Annotated in this window: 13 protein-coding genes; 9 read left to right on the top strand and 4 right to left on the bottom strand. The window is 44.6% G+C overall.

Annotated features, from left to right (window positions below):
* The first annotated feature begins 126 nt into the window (after nucleotides 1-126).
* From F8C82_RS13265 to F8C82_RS13250, 4 genes are read left to right on the top strand one after another with little or no spacing between them, the layout of a single operon-like run.
* On the top strand, nucleotides 127-3234 hold the full coding sequence (locus tag F8C82_RS13265; protein ID WP_151694106.1) for a SusC/RagA family TonB-linked outer membrane protein: 3108 nt from the start codon (nucleotides 127-129) through the stop codon (nucleotides 3232-3234).
* A 12-nt stretch (nucleotides 3235-3246) separates the two neighbouring features.
* Nucleotides 3247-4632 carry a RagB/SusD family nutrient uptake outer membrane protein gene (locus F8C82_RS13260; RefSeq protein WP_151694105.1) on the top strand — a complete coding sequence of 462 codons (1386 nt, stop codon included), beginning with the start codon at nucleotides 3247-3249 and terminating at the stop codon, nucleotides 4630-4632.
* A gap of 12 nt (nucleotides 4633-4644) precedes the next feature.
* Nucleotides 4645-5130, top strand: a complete 486-nt coding sequence (locus tag F8C82_RS13255) for a DUF5004 domain-containing protein (RefSeq protein WP_151694104.1) — start codon at nucleotides 4645-4647, stop codon at nucleotides 5128-5130.
* A 5-nt stretch (nucleotides 5131-5135) separates the two neighbouring features.
* Nucleotides 5136-6014 carry a hypothetical protein gene (locus F8C82_RS13250; protein WP_151694103.1) on the top strand — a complete coding sequence of 293 codons (879 nt, stop codon included), beginning with the start codon at nucleotides 5136-5138 and terminating at the stop codon, nucleotides 6012-6014.
* A gap of 1215 nt (nucleotides 6015-7229) precedes the next feature.
* On the opposite strand, the gene F8C82_RS13245 is transcribed toward F8C82_RS13250, so the two are convergent.
* The 4 genes from F8C82_RS13245 to F8C82_RS13230 form a co-directional block, all read right to left on the bottom strand.
* A complete protein-coding gene (locus tag F8C82_RS13245; protein ID WP_151694102.1) occupies nucleotides 7230-8147 on the bottom strand; it encodes an RHS repeat protein in 918 nt (305 codons plus the stop codon).
* A gap of 761 nt (nucleotides 8148-8908) precedes the next feature.
* Nucleotides 8909-10075: an RHS repeat domain-containing protein gene (locus F8C82_RS13240; RefSeq protein ID WP_151694101.1), complete on the bottom strand. Its 1167-nt coding sequence runs from the start codon at nucleotides 10073-10075 to the stop codon at nucleotides 8909-8911.
* A gap of 812 nt (nucleotides 10076-10887) precedes the next feature.
* On the bottom strand, nucleotides 10888-11718 hold the full coding sequence (locus tag F8C82_RS13235; protein ID WP_151694100.1) for an RHS repeat domain-containing protein: 831 nt from the start codon (nucleotides 11716-11718) through the stop codon (nucleotides 10888-10890).
* Entirely contained in the window at nucleotides 11715-12083 is a 369-nt protein-coding gene (locus F8C82_RS13230; protein WP_151694099.1) for a hypothetical protein, read from the bottom strand. Before F8C82_RS13230 ends, F8C82_RS13235 begins: the two co-directional genes overlap by 4 nt.
* A gap of 517 nt (nucleotides 12084-12600) precedes the next feature.
* On the opposite strand from F8C82_RS13230, the gene asnS reads away from it, so the two are divergent.
* The 5 genes from asnS to F8C82_RS13205 form a co-directional block, all read left to right on the top strand.
* Nucleotides 12601-14034 (top strand): asparagine--tRNA ligase, encoded by a 1434-nt coding sequence (asnS, locus tag F8C82_RS13225; protein ID WP_151694098.1) that lies wholly within the window; start codon nucleotides 12601-12603, stop codon nucleotides 14032-14034.
* Between the two features lie 64 nt (nucleotides 14035-14098).
* Nucleotides 14099-15559, top strand: a complete 1461-nt coding sequence (gene rpoN, locus F8C82_RS13220; protein ID WP_151694097.1) for an RNA polymerase factor sigma-54 — start codon at nucleotides 14099-14101, stop codon at nucleotides 15557-15559.
* Nucleotide 15560: 1 nt separating this feature from the next.
* A complete protein-coding gene (locus F8C82_RS13215; protein ID WP_151694096.1) occupies nucleotides 15561-16181 on the top strand; it encodes a hypothetical protein in 621 nt (206 codons plus the stop codon).
* A 220-nt stretch (nucleotides 16182-16401) separates the two neighbouring features.
* A complete protein-coding gene (locus tag F8C82_RS13210) occupies nucleotides 16402-18600 on the top strand; it encodes a gliding motility-associated C-terminal domain-containing protein (protein WP_151694095.1) in 2199 nt (732 codons plus the stop codon).
* 128 nt (nucleotides 18601-18728) lie between these two features.
* Nucleotides 18729-19169, top strand: a 441-nt coding sequence (locus F8C82_RS13205; RefSeq protein ID WP_151694094.1) for a hypothetical protein, incomplete at its 3' end; no start/stop codon positions are given.

The raw sequence follows: 19169 nt of genomic DNA, 5'->3' as shown, positions 1-19169 counted from the left end.
CCGTTCCACCTGAAGTCTGACGCTCCCTCACCATAACAAAACACCCTTAATTTAATAAGTGTAAAAAGTACACTTAACAAATATTTTGCTACTTTTGAGATTCGACAAACCCTCAACAACTGCAGTATGAAGCAACTGTACTCCGCCGTATTGGCCGTGTTTTTCAGCTTGTTAGCCACACCGCTCGTCGCACAAACGATCTCTGGTGTTGTTACTGATGAGACCAATGAAACGCTGCCATCTGTGGCCGTTGTCGTGCAAGGCACGAGCGTTGCCGTCACCAGTGATTTCGACGGCAAATACACCATTACAGGTCTCCAACCGGGAGATTACGTCCTAGAATTCCAAGTTCTGGGATATGGTAAAAAAGAAATGCCAGTTACATTGGCAGCTGGACAAAACCTCACGTTGAACGTTCAACTTAACCCTGAAACGAGCGAGCTCGACGAGGTGGTAATTGTTGGTTACGGTGTTCAACGTAAAAGAGATGTTACGGGTTCCATCGTTAAACTCGATTCTCGACAGTTGACCGATATGCCAGCACCGAGTTTTGAGACGGCCATGCAAGGTAAAGCTCCAGGTGTGCAAGTGGTAACAGGATCAGGTATTGCTGGTTCAGGCTCCGTTGTACGCGTAAGGGGTATTGCATCTATTTCAGCGGGCGGTGATCCGCTTTACGTGGTAGATGGAATTCCTATCACACAAGATTATTTCCTCAAGGGGAACTCTGGGGGTATGAACAACAACCCTCTTGCCTCGCTCAATCCAGAAGATATCGAGAGTATCGAAATCCTCAAAGATGCGGCAGCCACTGCTATCTACGGTTCCAGAGGTTCTAACGGGGTAATTCTAATCACAACAAAGAGAGGAGCCAATACCCGTCCGGGTGAAATGGTATACGAGTTCAACGCTCGCATTGGCGTTTCGCAACCTACGGCTCTTCCTAACATGTTGAACAATGAAGAATACCTCCAAATGTTTGAGGAGGCTTGGTACAACGACCAAGCACTTTACTTGACAAATCCAGAGTTGTTCTCGTCCGCTCCTCCCGCAGGTAGTCCAGTTCTTCCAGGCGGTATTTCGCTTGAAGACGCTAGAAAAACTAACACCAATTGGGTAGATGAAGTAACCCGACTTGGCATCAAACAACAATATGATTTTGCCGTAGGTCAGAATGAAGAACAGTACAACTACCGCGTTGGCTTGACCTACGACAACAATCAGAGTTACTTGACAAAGAACGATTACAGCCGACTAGGTGTACGTGCCAACGGTGATGTGAACCTTTCGAAACGAGTACGCCTAGGTGTTACCACTTCCATTATGCAAGGTTTGAACAACCGCGTAGATGAGGGATGGTCCGGTGGCCTCGGTGCTGCAATGTCAACAGCCCTTCCTATCTATCCGGTTTACAATCCAGATGGATCTTACTGGAGCGGTGGAAACAACCCCGTTCGTCTCCGCGAATTGAAGGATTGGCAACAACGCGAACTTCGAAGCATCAACAGCTTGAGCCTTACCTATAAAGCCACTGACGCCCTTACATTCACGGCAACGGGTTCATACGACTTCATGCAATTGGTAGAAGACATCTACGAACCGCAAGAGCTTCTCGGCTCAACTCACTCTGGCACTGCTCAGCGCTATCCGCTTCAAGTGAGAAACTGGAACATGAATGCTACGGGTACTTACATGTTCAGTGCAGCAGATGGACACGATTTCACCGTTCTACTCGGTACAGAATTCCAAGAGCGCCGTCAGAAAAACGGGAACTACTTTAACCCAGCAGACAGCACCTACACCAACTCGGTTATTGACGCTGATGGGTCCTTCCGAAGCAACCCAGAGTTGCTAAATGATTTGGAATTGACCTACGACAACAACCCTGGTTCTGGCAACACCTTCGCGAGCTTCTTTGGTCGTGTGAACTATACCATCCACGACAAATACCTCTTGCAAGGGGTAGTTCGTACCGATGCTTCGTCGAACTTCGGTCCAGAAAACCGATGGGGTGTTTTCCCTTCATTGGGTGCCGGTTGGATTCTTTCAGAAGAGAGCTTCTTGAGAAACAGCAAGGCACTTAGCTTCTTGAAATTGAAAATGAGCTATGGTATCAGCGGTAACGCCGCTATTCCAGACAACCAGTGGCGAGCTACTTACGGACAGAATGGTAGCTACAACGGCGAGCCTATCACCTACCAAACCATCCGTGAGAATCCTACCCTAAAGTGGGAAGAGTCGAACATCTTTGACGCTGGTTTAGAATTCGGATTCTTGAATGATAGAATCACTGGTGAATTGGCGTACTACTACAAATACACAACCGATGCGCTTCTTCAAGTATCTCTTCCACGTTACCAAGGTTTCGATACCTACTGGGACAACTTAGGTGAGATCTTGAACACAGGGGTTGAATTCAACATCACAGCGCGTCCGGTGGTAACGAACAACTTCTCTTGGAAAATCGACTTCAACATTGCCTACAACTACAACGAAATCACCAGTATTGGCGGATACAGTGAAGACGCTGTTTCAGGCGGCACTAATGATACACGTGTAGTAGTTGGCGCTCCGGTGGGTACCAACTTCCTCGTTCGCTATGCGGGAATTGATGCTTCTAATGGTCGCCCGATGTATTACGACAAAGAAGGAAACATCACCTACGACTGGACTCCAGACGATCGTGTAGCCGTAGGTAAAGTACTTCCTGACGCGATTGGCGGTATCACCAACTCCTTCCGTTATCACAACTGGGATTTGAGTTTCTTGTTTGTATACAGCATTGGTGGTCAGGTTTACGACTCATCTTCTAAGCGCCAACTTGGAGTTGTAACCGACTGGAATATGCGCACAGAGATTTACGATCGTTGGACCGGGCCAGGCGACGATGACGCAGCATATCCACGTCTAACTCGCGATCCTGAAGTATACGGTTCTAACACACCTTGGATCAACACCGACCTATGGTTGCACGACGCAGATTACATCCGTCTTCGTAACTTCACTATCGGTTATAACCTTCCAAAAGCAACCGTTGAAAAATGGGGATTGGATCGTTTCCGTGTGAGCTTCATCGCAACCAATGTGTTCCTCATTACCAACTATCCTGGATTGGATCCTGAGATTGCACGTGACTTTGAAAACGCAACAGACCGCAACATGAGCGTAAACGTAATGTTCCTCACTCCTCCGCAGGAACGTACATTCAGTCTCGCTTTAAACGTTAACTTCTAATTCCGCAATAGCATGAAAAAGCAGATCTTACACATCGCAGTGATCGGCACCCTGCTCGTAGGCGGGACTAGCTGTGAAGACTTTCTAGATGTCAAGCCAGAGGGAGTTCTACTCGAAGGCGAAGCCATCTCCAACCAAGCAGACATTGAGCGCGTACTCAATTCCATTTACGATGTAACAGCAAACGTTTACAACGGTAGAATGCAGGCTTGGGGAACCTTGTTGGGCGACAATGTTGCTCGTCCGCGCACCAGTACCTTTATGCAAGAGGTGTACGGTAGAAACACCAATATCTTCAACTCAGATGTAAGTGCCGTTTACCTCGATGCTTATCGTACGGTTTATCGCGCAAACTGGTTGATTGAAAACATCGACCTCGTTGACGTAGAAGCTAATCGCAGACGAGAAATCCTCGACGAAGCTCGCTACCTCCGTGCTTTGATGCACTTTGAATTGGTACGTTACTTTGGTCAGCCTTACGGATACACCACAGACAATAGTCACTTGGGAATCGTGATCAAAACGCGTACAGAGCGTGAGTTGATTCCACGCAATACCGTTGCTGAAGTTTACGACTTCGTGATTTCAGAATTGAAAGATGTAACCAAGCGTCTACCTACTTCAAACGGTGTTTACGCCACCAAGTATGCCGCACAAGGCACATTGGCAGATGTGTACTTCCAAATGAACAGCTTTGCGACCGCTGCAGCCTATGCAGATAGCGTTATTGAAAGTGGAAGCTATTCCATGATCAACACCTTTGATCGGTACGAATCAGGCACCAACACCGAAATCGTGTTTGGAGGAAGAAGTTACCCTTCTACCAACGACAACCGAGGAGGTTCTTTCAGCGGTTTCTACCGTTGGGATAATGTGGCAAACCCGAATCCAGAATTCACCATGTCACAAGACTTCTACGATCTTGTTGCATCTAACCCAGACGATCTTCGCGACAGCATTTGGATGGCAGTTTTAAACGAGAATGCTCCGAACCAGCTCGTTGTTCAGAGTAAATTCAACTACGATTTTATGGATGTACCAATTGTACACCTTACCAAGCTCAAGTTGATTCGTGCAGAAGCATTGGCTATGACGGGATCGGATCTTCCTACGGCGATTCAAGACATCAACGACATTCGTACAAGAGCGTACGGAGGTACCACACAAAACCTAGATGGCTCTGAATCCGTATCTGAGATCCTTACGGCGGTTCGCTACGAGCGTAGAGTGGAATTGATGTGCGAAGGAGACCGCGGACACGAACTCAAGCGTTTAGGCGTATTGGGAGAAATCAACACCATTCGTGGTGCAGATTGGGATTGTCCGGGTCAAGTTCTACAATTCCCATCAGTGGAGCGTTCCAATGTGTTTGTATTGAATGATGAAGGAGGTTGCTAAATCAAATAGATTATGAAAGCACTTAAGAATATTATCGCCATTGCCCTACCCATCTTGGTAATGGCCTCTTGTCGACCAGACCAGCCTACCGATCCAGGTCCGGCTTATGGAGCTGGCGGTGGTGTAGTGGGAACATGGGTACAAACGGGAAGCACAGTCTACGACCTCACCCTTCCTGTTCCAGAGTCGAGAGACCTCACCAGCTACTATGCCAAAACAGGCAACAACTGGATTGTTACCTTCTCTGAAGATGGTAGTTATACCATTGAACAAACTGGAAAAGGACCAAATCCATTTGGAACCGCTGGAACATGGGCTTTTGACACCGCTTACTATCCAACTGAGATGATGATCACTCCGTCTGGAGAGACCGGTAAAACCTTTACAATGTTGAACGCTCCACGCGAGAACGACATCAACTTTGGATTAGGCTTTGAGGTTGAGAAATGTGGCTCTCCTGTTTCACGCTATGAATTTGTATTCACCCGTCAACAGTAAAAATGATGAAAAGAATTGCTTCACTTTTTGCGCTTGTATGGGGTGGACTCACTCTTCAAGCTCAAGTAACCACCCTTCCTGCGGAGAATATCAATCCAGAAGACACTTTGGTGATCTATGTTGATATCAATGCACTCGACATGAGCCTTGGCCACAACCAGCTCTTGAAAGACGCTGTGGACGCAGGGGAAGACATGTACATTTGGACGTGGAGTCCAGCCGAACACGCCGCAGGTCACCCTTTGGCAAACGGCATTGGGAGTCAGGCTTGGAAAAACTCCAACGACACCTTGAGAATGACTCCCGAAGGAGGTTATGTCTTTAGCTATACCCTCGTTCCAACTGATTTCTATGAAGTAGATGCTGCCACTTGCTACGCCAACGATCTAGAATTCCTCGTAAAACCAAAAGATGGTGGCGGTTACGGAGATCCGGACATCAAGTCCTCCGACTTTCTCGTAGCCATCGATCCACCGAGTACACAACAGCCACCTGTATCACAATTTCCAGCTTTTGTTTCGGAAAGTGATGTGGTAACCGTGGTATATGACAACAACCGCGAACCAAAATCCACCATGCAAAATCTCCAAGAAGGAGAAGTTTATGTGTATATTGGGTATTGGCTTGATGGAGAGGACGTTGAGATTGCAGAACCTCATCGCTATTGTAGTTTTGCTCAAGTGGGAACCGCATTCCCAGAACTGGCTATGGACGAAGTTGAACCGGGAATTTTCCAGTTCTCCATGCAAACCAACGACTTCCTCGATGGCCAAGGTCAGTCCATCATCCAAGTTCGTATCGTTGTGAAAAAAGGAAACACTGGAATTAGTGTGGATGGAAGAAACGATCAGGACTTACTTATCGACCTAGAAGCTTGTCCATAATACAGTTTCTTCAGAGCCACTACTAGGTAGTGCGAACAATGTCCGATATAGCTCTGAGCCGCGACATCATCGGACAATCCACCTAATGAACTCTGAGGAAGAGCCCCTGCGATGCGGGGGCTTTTTTTATTGAATAAAGTTCGAATTTATGGAGTCTCCCCTAAAAATGAAGACCTTCCCGAGCCTCCTAAAGAATGATATAGTGATTACAATAAAAGGATATAATATTCTGAGAATCTAAAGAAATTCATGCACGACGCCTGTAATGAAGGCGTTTAAAATAGAGATTAACGCTAACCTATAAGGGAGGCATACATCTAATAGTCATTATCTATTCCCTCACACAACTCAATCTTTCCGAAACTAGTCTTTAGACATTCTCATCTATACCTATCATCTTTTTCGTTTGTTCGCAGACTAAAAGGGGAACCCTTCAAAGACGATTCCACATTGCACAAGTATTGATTAAATTCAACTTCGTTCTCTGGCCTCACATTTAAGTAACCATACCTTAATTGTCCTCGAAAGAGTCCAACTTCCTTCCATATCAATTCATGCTTATCATGACCAGACTGTACAATCGTATCCATTATACTCATTGAAGGGTACGGTACTTCATTATATTCAGACTCCCGAACCATGTATTCCAGTTGATTAAAATTCAATGTATTAGAAGTTAATTCAGTTGTGATGTAGAACACAGAAGAATCTGAGAACCAATATTGATATTCTTTCCCATGTCCTATTGCGATCAATTCCTTCGCGTCCTTTGGCTTTGGAAACTCAACACTAACATCCTGATAGACAGTGTCTGATAAAGCTATGCTCTCTTCAAAATGTAGTTTTCTTGCTACACATCCTGAAAGCATACAACTTACCATTATTAGAGGTACTACTGATTCTATTTTCATCTCAGCTTCCAATTATTCCACGTTGGTCGAACAGCAGATCCGCTGGTTCCATTGCTTAGCATATAGGGTTGTAGTGGTCCAACAGCTCTTGTATTAGGATCATACGAAGACCTATGACTGATTCGTAACGGAAGGCTTAATTGTCCCCTAATTATATTCTCCCTATAAACTGCCTGCCACTCACTCCTGGTACTTTGTGGTGCTACTCCATGCATTCGGCTATCAAGCAAGCCCATATTTGCGTCAGCCGCATGCGACATTTCATAAGCTAAATCCATGGAAGCGTTTACCCCACTTCCACCTACTAGTGGCAGTCTTCTTCCACTCGGGTCCCATGGAATGATTCCACCTGAACCACCAGATCCGTCTCTGCCATGAGTGATAAGTCCAGACTGTACATCTTCAGAGTACGTATCCAATGCGCCCCTATTTCGCTACTCTCACGAAATTCACTTTCGCCTTTCACAATAGTAAATCTATTATCCGAATTTTCTAAATCTGCTATCATCTTGAAGCCTTCATCTGATCCACTAATAGTATTCAGCGCATCCGTAACATCACCAAGAAATCCGTTGACCTTCCCTGTATACGCTGATCCATCTGTGTTAAATAAACTTCCTTCATCATACATCACAGTATGTGTCTCACGGTTTCCGAGCAACCAACATCCAGATCTCCATGATAACATCAAACTATCCCCATTCGGATCAACAAAAGTTACAGGATCATTCCCACTAAACGCATACGGCGAACTATGAGGGTATTTTGCCGCAAGCCGATCTACGGATAACCACATACTGATCTTATTGTCGTAGTATCTCGCCCCGTAATACGCCAATCCTGTCTCCTCATCTAGCTCAGCGCTTCTCACTCCGTCGTCATTAAACCAATACTCCGAATTAAAACTCGAAGTATTGGCGTTGTTATACGTATGCAACTCCTCGCCCCAAGCGTTGGTTAAAAAGAACTGATGCACCACGCCTTCATCGTTAGTTACCGTTGCTACACCGCCTAGATAGTCCGGGTGGGACCAGTAGCGATCGCCGAAGAAGCAACACTCATTGACAGGATCGCTGTAGCCTGTTTTATTGGTAGAGTTGAAATCCTCTACAAATTCTGGATAGAGGGTTTTAAGGGTGTTGTAATCGAATAGCGTTGCACTGTTGTAATCAGTGCCATCCACTAACCCAAGCTCCTTCATTCGGTTGTTGAAATCATCCATCACAGGATCAGAAGAGGTTCCTTGTGTGCTAGAACCGTTCCTTCCGAGACCTTCTTGTGGTTCTATTATAGAAGTGTTGCTTCCCAGAAATTCAAAGAACGATTTAGAAACTTGAGTTTTTATCAGTCATATTCCATATCCTCAGAAGATTCGCCTTTTGCAAAACACCCACTTCGCAATTTCGAAGATGTTCATTAAGAAAGGAATACGTTTTCGAAGCTAGTATTTATGCGGGTTCATCGATTTCAATCTTCTTATCATCTATTGGCGAACTACAAGTGGAAGCCAAGTCCTCTAATGAACGATATAGTGATTACAATAAGAGTATATAATATTCTGAGAATCTAATGAGAACGAAAAGATATAGTATTCACCATTATTCCAATAGCCGTTTCTCTCTTCGTGTGCATAGATTCGTATACAGAATTGGTTAAATCTCACATCACTGATAACGCCTATGTATTCTGTTGAACAATGTTCTAAGCCTGATTTACCTGTAGCTTCGATTGCCGATGTGTTCGAAACGAATTCAAAGCAATAAGCGTACATTGAGTCTTTTCCAAACAAATATTCTATGCTATCCAAAACACCTTGGCAGATATCTCCATTACTCATTTTGTATGATGAGTCTAAATAGCAAATGTTCTTAGGCAATACTCTTTCAACAATTGATTTTGCAGAATCCAAATAGCTTTCATTACGTTGACCAGAACATGTCAACGTAATCATAGATAATATACTTATGAATAAAAACTTAGTCATCAACGGTAATAATTTTCGTGGGTTCTGATGTATTCAGTATATGGAAGACCCCCTCGCTCAATAGCTGACTTTGAACTGCTGCTAAATGGAACAAAATACACGTTTTCATTACCACCAATACTCAACATGTCATACGATAATCGCTGTCCCCATTGATTGTCTTCAGTACTCATCTGACCTCGTATTTTATTCATTCTGTCAACAACAGGCCCAGTTTCAAAAGCACCATGTTCATCTTCTACACCTTGTCCTAAAGCTGTATGATCAAGCTCGTGTAGAAATATCATACCATACCCCATTGTTCTATCATCCAGCCCGGCCGTACCTTTTATGAAATCAGTGATTTGTTCTTCCAATAAAAATATTCCATATCCACCCAGACTTGCTTTTGAAGTTTTATCAAACTCAGGTTTCAGTCTAGTAACCTCAACAGTTTCAGTAGAATTTATTGCTCCCAACAATAATTCTCTAGCTTCTTCACTGTAGTGTACCCCTTCAATTTCACCTTTCGAGATTAGAACACCATTCTCATCAAACTCCAAATTTAATCCTGTTAAATCTTGTAAGTCTTGAAGGATGTTATTGCCTACATTTCTATTAAGATGTTTATCCCAAGCTAATAATCTACTGAAGTCTATTTCCCTACCATCTGGGTCTACCAAATTTATTGGATTGTTATCTGTGAATTGATATGGTGACATCGTTCGGTTATGCTCTGACATCGCCAACGGATCCACACTCAACCACATGCTTATCTTATTGTCATAGTACCTCGCCCCGTAATACGCCAATCCTGTTTCTTCATCCAGCTCAGCGCTTCGCGCGCAACGTTCGATCGAAGCAGCGCTTCTCACTCCGTCGTCATTAAACCTATACTCCGAATTAAAACTCGAAGTATTGGCGTTGTTATACGTATGCAACTCCTCGCCCCAAGCGTTGGTTAAAAAGAACTGATGCACCACGCCTTCATCGTTAGTCACCATTGCTACGCTGCCTAGATAGTCCGGGTGGTACCAGTAACGATCGCCGAAGAAGCAACACTCATTGACAGGGTCGCTATAGCCCGTTTTATTCGTAGAATTAAAATCCTCTACAAATTCTGGATAGAGGGTTTCAAGGGTGTTGTAATCGAATAGCGTTGCACTGTTGTAATCCGTGCCATCCACTAACCCAGCTCCTCCATTCGGTTTTTGAAGTCATCCATCACAGGGTCAGAAGAGGTTCCTTGTGCGCTCGAACTGTTCTTTCCAATTCAAAGTACTTTCGTTCTAAAGCAACCCGCATCTCTGTTCTTCATCTCCCCAGTTACTCTATATTCAAAATGAAATGCACATCTCATTCTCAACTCACTCATTTCCAGAACTGTCCAAATATTTGAACACTTTTGTTGCGGATTTGAGTGGAATGTGCCATACACAACCCATTCCAGTTAATCATAAATCTGAACTCTTATAAGAGTTTAACATCCAAGATCCTCGTAGATACCAGATGGTGCAGTCTGTCTTGGTATTCTACCCTTAATGTGGGAAGAATGCGCATGATGACGTGTAATTGGTCTTCAGATTTTGAATATGGAGTATTTGCCAGAGGTGTAATGAATAGGATCATTTGAACTGTTCCATGTGGTTGGATATAATACGAACCTTCCTCTCTGGAAACATCTGGAATAAGAGAGACACTTATAATTGAATGCTCCTCTCGATTAAATAAATAGCTGATGAAAAAATTATGAGAGGAAACGTCCAATTCAATTGAATCATTAGTGAGGTTATTAAGGACACATTCAATCCTCAATTCGGGACCATCTTCACTTATTTCCTCAACAAAAATAGAATCTGTATTCGTAATTAATTTATTTACTACCAGTTGACTTATCTCTAAATTTATCCCATTCTGAGCAAACAAATTAAGTGAACAAAAGAAAAGTGAACAAAACAAAATCTTCATAATTCAGCTTGTGTAAATTTTAATCAATTGATTAGTTTAATTCTACTTCTGGAAAAACCACCCCTTTCCTAGGTAAAATTATTGGTAAATGAAATCCAAAAGGCACTGCATTTGTAAGAACATTTCTTTGGAATTCCGAACGAGTATTATTCCATGATTCATGAGTCGTCTGTGAATTATATGCTCTGACCTCTCTGAAATTTTTCGGTAGCCTAAAATAGTCAACCGCTCCCATTTCGACATAATCAGAATAATGCTGCTTTTCATGGATGAGACCACTAATAATCTCACTCGAGTGATCAATCAGCTTTAAAGTTGAATTCGTTTCGACATGTACTCTCAAATATGGATCATTACCGTTAAAACTAGGAATAAACTCAAATCCTCCTTTTGTAATGTTTTTTGAATCTGCTAATAATAGATCGGTTGGATTATAGTGTTGATAAATGGAGAGTATAGCATCAGTTGAAAGGTCACTTTCCGATGCTAGAAGTGAAGCACTTAACCCACTAGCTTTATCAATATACTCATTTCCTTCTTCATCCTCTTGGGACAATGTATTCCAAGCTTCAGTCGACAAGATTCGGATACCATCATCCTTACTATCGTCTGACCCCAAAAAAACTCCATCTTCAGAAAAATAATCGTTTAGCCCATCTGGGTCAATTCTCATAACCGGGTTGTTAGAAGTGAAGTGATATGGAGTTAAACTCATATTTTTCCCTTCCATCGCCAACGGATCCACACTCAACCACATACTAATCTTATTGTCGTAATACCTCGCGCCGTAATACGCCAATCCAGTCTCCTCATCCAGCTCAGCGCTTCGCGCGCAACGTTCGATCGAAGCAGTGCTTCTCACTCCGTCGTCATTAAATCGATACTCCGAATTAAACTCGAAGTATTAGCGTTGTTATACGTATGCAACTCCTCGCCCCAAGCGTTGGTTAAAAAGAACTGATGCACCACGCCTTCATCGTTAGTTACCATTGCTACGCTGCCTAGATAGTCCGGGTGGTACCAGTAGCGATCGCCGAAGAAGCAACACTCATTGACAGGGTCGCTATAGCCCGTTTTATTCGTAGAATTAAAATCCTCTACAAATTCTGGATAGAGGGTTTCAAGGGTGTTGTAATCGAATAGCGTTGCACTGTTGTAGTCCGTGCCATCTACCGAACCTAATTCCTCCATTCGGTTCTTGAAATCGTACTGACTTCTCTTGATCATATTCGCTTTTGACAAAGTAAACACTTCATCGTGAATCTAGCGTTTAGAGTCGATTTAAGGCATGTTCGGAAACAAGAGCAGGGGATAACTCATTTGAATTACTCCCTGTCCCGAAATTTTCGCTGAAACTATAATTTGATTTTCAAGAGGTTAAGATCCTGAATGGTCGTCACCTCCTAAATGACCACATTACCAGAGCATTTCAAATATAAATTTTCACAAAATTATCAGCGTCAGTTTTTTAGTTAAAAAAAACGATTATCCTCATCAAATACTGCTATGAGTCTCGTTGGCCTTTAGCGGCCGTGACACTTTTTGTAGTCTGAAGACTAAAGTCTGTATCCTAGCCCTTCTACCTGCGAAGCCCTTGCACCAGCCCTTGCGAAGCCCTTGCACTAGCCCTTGCGAAGCCCCTGCACCAGCCCCTGCAAAGCCAATGCACCAGCCCCTACGAAACCCTTGCGCCAGCCCCAAAAATGTTGCACTTTTGCAGGCATAACACACGGTTTTCAACAAGATGCAAAAAGCAACGGTAAAAGAGTGCTTGACCAAACTTCCAGTAGGGTCAGAACTAGAAGTTAGAGGATGGGTTAGAACCTTTCGCTCCAATCGTTTCATCGCGCTTAACGACGGTGGAACGGCCGCTAACCTGCAATGTGTGGTAGACTTTGAGAATGCTTCAGAAGAAGATCTCAAACGGATTACTACGGGCTCTTGTATTGTTGTACGCGGTGACCTCGTGAGCTCTCAAGGTAAAGGCCAAACGGTGGAAGTTCAGGCAAAGTCATTTGAGATTTTAGGCGATGCCGACCCAGATGAATACCCTCTTCAACCGAAGAAACACTCCTTAGAGTTCCTTCGCGAAAAGGCTCACTTGAGAATGCGCACTACCACTTTTGGTGCAATCATGCGTATTCGCCATGCGGCGACTTTTGCCGTACACAAGTACTTCAACGACCGTGGATTCTTCAACATTCACACCCCTATCATTACGGGTTCTGATGCGGAAGGAGCAGGCGAAATGTTCCGAGTATCTACACTCGACCCCGCCAATCCTCCAATGACCGAAGATGGAAAAGTGGACTTTGCGCAAGATTTCTTTGAACGCGAAACGAACTTGACCGTGAGCGGCCAGCTTGAAGCAGAATTGGCGGCCATGGGACTCTCCAAGGTGTACACTTTTGGACCGACTTTCCGCGCTGAAAACTCCAACACTTCTCGTCACCTTGCCGAGTTTTGGATGATTGAGCCTGAGGTTGCCTTTAACGACCTTGACGACAACATGGATTTGGCGGAAGATTTCCTCAAGTCTGTCATTAAATACATCCTCCAAAATTGCGAAGAAGACCTAGCTGTTCTCGATGCGCGATTGGCAGAGGAAGAAAAAGTGAAGCCCCAAGCAGAGCGCTCTGAGCAAGGCCTGATTGAGCGCTTGAATTTTGTAGTGGACAACAATTTTGTTCGATTGAGCTACACCGAGGCCATTGAAATCCTTCGCAATTCTAAACCGAACAAAAAGGGCAAATTCAAATACAGAATTGACGAATGGGGTGCCGACCTTCAAAGCGAACACGAGCGCTACTTGGTGGAAAAGCACTTTAAAAGTCCTGTCATTTTATTCGATTACCCAGCTTCCATCAAAGCCTTCTACATGCGCTTGAACGAAGACGAAAAAACCGTGCGCGCCATGGATGTTCTCTTCCCTGGCATCGGTGAAATTGTGGGAGGTTCACAACGTGAAGAACGTCTGGATGTCCTTGTTAGCAAAATGCAAAAATTGGGAATCGAAGAAGAAGATCTTTGGTGGTACCTCGAAACACGCAAGTTTGGAACCTGTACACACAGTGGATTTGGCCTTGGCTTTGAGCGTATGGTTCAGTTCATTACGGGTATGGGCAACATTCGTGATGTCATTCCTTTCCCTCGTACACCAGGACGCGCTGAATTCTGAGTCATTTTTTGCACCTTTGACAATGACCGCTGCACTTTGGCGCGGGTTTTGTTAATCGGCGATCATGCTCAAACAATCACTTCAGCAAAAACTTCAACAGAAGCTGTCTCCTCAACAGATTCAGCTGATGAAACTCATCCAATTGCCAACTCAGGCTTTGGAAGAACGCATTCAAGAAGAACTCGAAGCCAATCCCGCTCTGGATGAAGGTCGGGAAGAGGAAGACGTGCGCGACGACCTCGATCGCAACGAAGATGATTACAACGATCAAAACGACGACCAAAGGGATGACGATTTCGACATTGATCAATATTTGAGCGATGACGAAATTCCGGAGTACCGATTGCATGCGAATAATTACAGTGCAGACGACGATGACGAACGCATCCCACTAGCAGGAGGCACTTCCTTCGTGGAAACCCTACGCACCCAATTGGGTATGCGCAGCTTGAGCGAGGAAGATTTTAAAATCGCCTTTTATCTCGTTGGAAATATTGACGACGACGGTTATCTCCGAAGAGAACTTCAAGACGTTGTGGACGATCTAGCCTTCACCCAAGGAATTTATACCGACCTAGAACACCTAGAGGTCCTTCTCAAGGTGATTCAAGACCTTGACCCTCCAGGCGTGGGAGCTCGTTCCCTTCAAGAATGCCTTTCCCTTCAATTGAGAAAGCGGACTTCCACTGAATCCGTTCAACTCGCCCAAAGCATCATCGATCATCACTTTGACGAATTCGTAAAGAAGCACTTTGAAAAGCTGATGGACCGATTGGACATTGTTGAAGATCAACTGAGAAGTGCCCTTAACGAGATTAGCCGACTCAATCCAAAACCCGGCAACTCCGTTTCTGATGGCTCTAAGCCTACAGAAAACATCACTCCTGATTTTCTCATTTCTATTGAAGACGGCGAGCTTCGACTCAAGTTGAACGGTAAAAATGCTCCCGAATTGAATATCAGTCGAGAATATAAAACCATGCTCGAGCACTATCGCGACAGCAAGGGGCAAGCCACCAAAAGCGAGAAGGATGCGTTGATGTTTGTCAAGCAAAAGATCGATGCGGCCAAATGGTTTATTGATGCCATTCGCCAACGTCAACAAACACTGCTTCTCACCATGTCTACCATTATGGAGTTCCAAGAGGAATACTTCCTTACTGGAGATGAACGCAAACTCAAACCGATGATCTTAAAAGACATCGCGGAGAAAATTGACATGGACATTTCCACCGTTAGTCGGGTGGCCAGCAACAAATATGTACAAACGCCGTATGGCACTCATATCATCAAGAGCTTCTTCTCAGAATCCATGAAAAACAGTGAGGGTGAAGATGTATCTACTCGCGAAATCAAAAAAATTCTGGAAGACAGCATTGGCGAAGAGAACAAGAAAAAGCCTCTAACAGATGAAGCGTTGGCCAAACTACTCAAGGAGAAGGGGTATCCCATCGCTCGTAGAACAGTTGCCAAGTATCGCGAACAATTGGGCATCCCTGTAGCAAGACTCCGCAAGGAACTCTAAGATGAGCAGACGGTTCGCCCAAATATTGAGCTATGCCCTTCACCCGGCATTCATTCCAACACTTGCTACCTTCTTTGTACTCTGGGCACACCCCAGCATGTTTGCTGAATATCAGGTGATGCAAATTGTGGGATTCATGTTCATTGCTACTTACTTGCTACCTGCCTTGTTCTCCCTCTTGTTGAAACAGCTAGGCGTTATCCAGTCCTTGCACATGAGCGAGCCAAAGGATAGACGTTATCCCTTCTTAATCAGCATTACTTTTTTCCTATTTGCCGCTAACTCCCTCCAACCGTGGCAAGGTGTCCCGATGGAACTACCACTCCTTCTCATCTCAAGTGCCATTACCATCTTCATATTCTATATTCTACTTAGATGGACCAAGCTGAGTGTCCATCTTGCAGGCATGGGCGGACTTCTCGCCGTTTTGCTTTTCACAGCTCACCGGTATGAAGTTCAAATACTGCCACTGCTCGCTTTGGTATTTGTCCTTACAGGGATGTTGGCATCCGCCCGACTCATGCTCAAAGCCCACACTCCCCTCCAAGTCTATGTGGGGTTCAGCGTTGGCTTCGGAATCACCTTGCTTTGCCTGAACGCACTTTCGCTAGCTGGGATTTAATTGGATAAGGGAGAGTGTTCTCATTGAGGGAACGATGAAATCTGCACGTGCTCTAAAATTGCCCGTTTGAATAAACGACTCCATTCACTGAGCGAACGTTGACACATCATTTTTATCCATTCACGAGATAAAAACCACACCCCTCTAATCACCTATTGCTGAGCGAGATGAAGTATGATAGATTCCCTCTTCAAGGATTTATCCAACAATTCTCTCAGCTATGAAAACACTGCGCAACCTCATCGGACTCACGGCACTGCTACTGAGTTTCAACATGACCGCCTCGCATATTATTGGCGGTGATGTGTACTACGAATATGTCGGCAACCAACCCGGTCGACAAGTAGGTGATTACAAGATCACCATGGTTATTTACCGAGAATCGACGGGTATACCTCTTAATAGCCCACTCTCAACTTCCGCCATCGCCTTGCGAATTGAAGCCGTGAATTGCAATTACTCCTTCAACTTGACCATGCCTCGCGTTGGAAACGAATTCTCAGCAGGTGCTTTGGGAGCCTTTGATTGTATTGACAGTACCGATTTGAGTCCTACACAACGCATTCCAAAACCAACGGTGAACAAGTTTGAGCAAATCGTCAACTTGGCCGGAACATCGTGTAATAATTTCATCATGTATTTCCACGGGAATGCTCGTCCAAACAACTATACAAATGTTCCCAATGGAGATGATTTCTATTTTGAAGCGGGTCTAGACAAACGCAACGGCCACAACACATCTCCAATCTTCCTGAATAGCCCTGTGAACTATGCGTGCTCTGGATCTTATCAAATTTACCAACAGTATGCTATCGAACCCGATGGCGACTCCATTCGCTATGAGTTAATTCAGCCTAGAAACACAGCAGCTCGAACCATTAACTACCTTCCAAGCTGGTCTCACACCCGCCCTGTATCTGTAGACGATACAAACGGCCCTTTCACCCTTGATCCGAACACTGGAACCCTCACTTTCCTCCCTATGCTTCCTCCGGGGGTACAGTATGAAGTTTCTACTTTCGCCATTGGCGTTTACGAATACCGTTTTGACTCTACTTATCAAGTGTGGGACGAAGTGGGATATACTACTCGAGAGATTCAAATCGTGGTACGCGCCCAATGTCTGCCCATTGTAAACCAAGGAGTGAAGTTAGACGCCTCCATGCAAGGGACGTATCTCGACTCTTTAGGAAGACAAGTGAGAGACTACAATTGTGGTGACACTTCCGTGACCTTGAGTTTTACTCTTCCTATCGAATGTTTCTCAGTTTCCCCAGATGGTACCGATTTCAGGATTACCGCGCCAAATGGGCAACCTCTCCCTGTAAAAACTGCCCGAACATATTGCGATAACAACGCAGAGACGGACTCGATAACCGTGGTACTCTACAAACCTCTAGTGTTTAATGGTGATTACTACCTGTACACCAAGTTTGGTAGCGACGGCAACACCCTACTAAACAAGTGTGGTAAAGCCATGAACGAATTCGACACCATTATATTAAGGGTAGAAGGTTGTATCGACCCCGTTTACGACATGGAAAACGTATCGGTAAACAACGACCAAGTCACGCAAGTGGAGTGGAGCGTTGATACGAACACGATTGCCGGTTCATACATCGACTTTGTTCGCGTTCAGCGATCAGACGACAATGGACTCACCTTTAACCAAGTAGGTGTAACGGGATATAATGCTTCTCCATTTATTGATTTTGGTGTAAATGGAAACTTAGTAGATGCTCAGTCCTTCGATTATCGCCTAGAATTTGTTATTCTCGGACAAGCTGTGCCAGTAACTCGTTCTATCGCGAGCATCCATCTGGTGGGAGCCTACAATGCCCCAATGGCTCAAGTACCAATGAGATGGACTCATTACGATGGATGGGGAGCTCCTTCTTACACCGTAGAGCTCGGTGAGCCAACCGGAACCCCAGGACAATACAACTGGTCTTTGGTGAATGATGCTAGCCTACCGACAACCGACACCTTCTACACCTACAACACTTCAAGCTTAAACGCTGGACAAACGTATGCATTGCGCGTCCAAACAACAGACGGAAATTATGTTTCAGAATCCAACTGGATTGTGTTTAGTACGCCAACCGACCCTCCTGTTCAGGGTGTTTCGCTTACCGTTCCGAATGTCTTCACACCAGACATGGATGCCATCAACCAAAGATGGACGATTGCGGGAATTGATTCCTATGAACAAGTAGAGGTTTCCATCTTTGATAGATGGGGACACCAAGTGTACAGCTCCAACAACTATTCAAACGATCGTGCTTGGGATGGTAAAACAAGCAATGGTAGAGATGTGAGCGAAGGAACTTATTTCTATGTTGTTCACGCGATCAATGGTCCCGACGGGTCTAGCGTGGAAGAACACGGATCAATTACTGTAATGCGCGGCGACCAGTAAACCCGTTCACTAACTCATGCTGAGCGGACACATCTAATGAGGAGTGTATGACTTATAGACACGGAATCTATACGAGTTGTACACTCCTCATTTCGTAACTTGACAGAACATCCTTTAAAGATTCTGCCATGAAATCTACCTTGAAATTACTCGCCGTGATGCTTCTTGGAATCTTCAGTTTCCAAGCACACTCTTCTCATGTTATTGGGGGAGACATCCAATACGAGTACCTCGGAAACAATAGGTATTACATCAAGTTGGTGATTTACCGACAATCCAATGGTGGAATTCAGTTACCAGCAAATACGGCAGTGAATGTAGTTTCTTCAACCTGTGGTGTGAACACATCCATTGGGGTTACCCGAACCGCCCAATACTTGGCACAAGGCGCATGGGATTGTATTACTCCAAATGCAACCATCTTCGCTCCTGAAGTGAATGTTTACGAAACTACTACGAACAACCCTCTTGTTTTGACGAACCGTTGCTCCGACTATAAGCTCTCATGGAACTTGTGTTGTCGCCCTCCGGGAATTACAAACATTGGCACAGGTGGTGCAAGTAGTGCC

The organism is Phaeocystidibacter marisrubri (genome assembly GCF_008933165.1).
GTDB classification, from domain to species: domain Bacteria; phylum Bacteroidota; class Bacteroidia; order Flavobacteriales; family Schleiferiaceae; genus Phaeocystidibacter; species Phaeocystidibacter marisrubri.
The sequence above is the reverse complement of the archived record's forward strand: the minus strand, read 5'-3'. Positions and strand labels throughout refer to the sequence as shown.

Excerpts from the sequence above, each read along its gene's own strand:
- F8C82_RS13210 (WP_151694095.1), top strand. The coding sequence starts at position 16,402 with ATGAAAACACTGCGCAACCTCATCGGACTCACGGCACTGCTACTGAGT.
- rpoN (WP_151694097.1), top strand. The coding sequence starts at position 14,099 with ATGCTCAAACAATCACTTCAGCAAAAACTTCAACAGAAGCTGTCTCCT.
- F8C82_RS13215 (WP_151694096.1), top strand. The coding sequence starts at position 15,561 with ATGAGCAGACGGTTCGCCCAAATATTGAGCTATGCCCTTCACCCGGCA.
- F8C82_RS13245 (WP_151694102.1), bottom strand. The coding sequence starts at position 8,147 with ATGGATGATTTCAACAACCGAATGAAGGAGCTTGGGTTAGTGGATGGC.
- F8C82_RS13250 (WP_151694103.1), top strand. The coding sequence starts at position 5,136 with ATGAAAAGAATTGCTTCACTTTTTGCGCTTGTATGGGGTGGACTCACT.
- F8C82_RS13230 (WP_151694099.1), bottom strand. The coding sequence starts at position 12,083 with ATGATCAAGAGAAGTCAGTACGATTTCAAGAACCGAATGGAGGAATTA.
- F8C82_RS13255 (WP_151694104.1), top strand. The coding sequence starts at position 4,645 with ATGAAAGCACTTAAGAATATTATCGCCATTGCCCTACCCATCTTGGTA.
- F8C82_RS13260 (WP_151694105.1), top strand. The coding sequence starts at position 3,247 with ATGAAAAAGCAGATCTTACACATCGCAGTGATCGGCACCCTGCTCGTA.
- F8C82_RS13265 (WP_151694106.1), top strand. The coding sequence starts at position 127 with ATGAAGCAACTGTACTCCGCCGTATTGGCCGTGTTTTTCAGCTTGTTA.
- asnS (WP_151694098.1), top strand. The coding sequence starts at position 12,601 with ATGCAAAAAGCAACGGTAAAAGAGTGCTTGACCAAACTTCCAGTAGGG.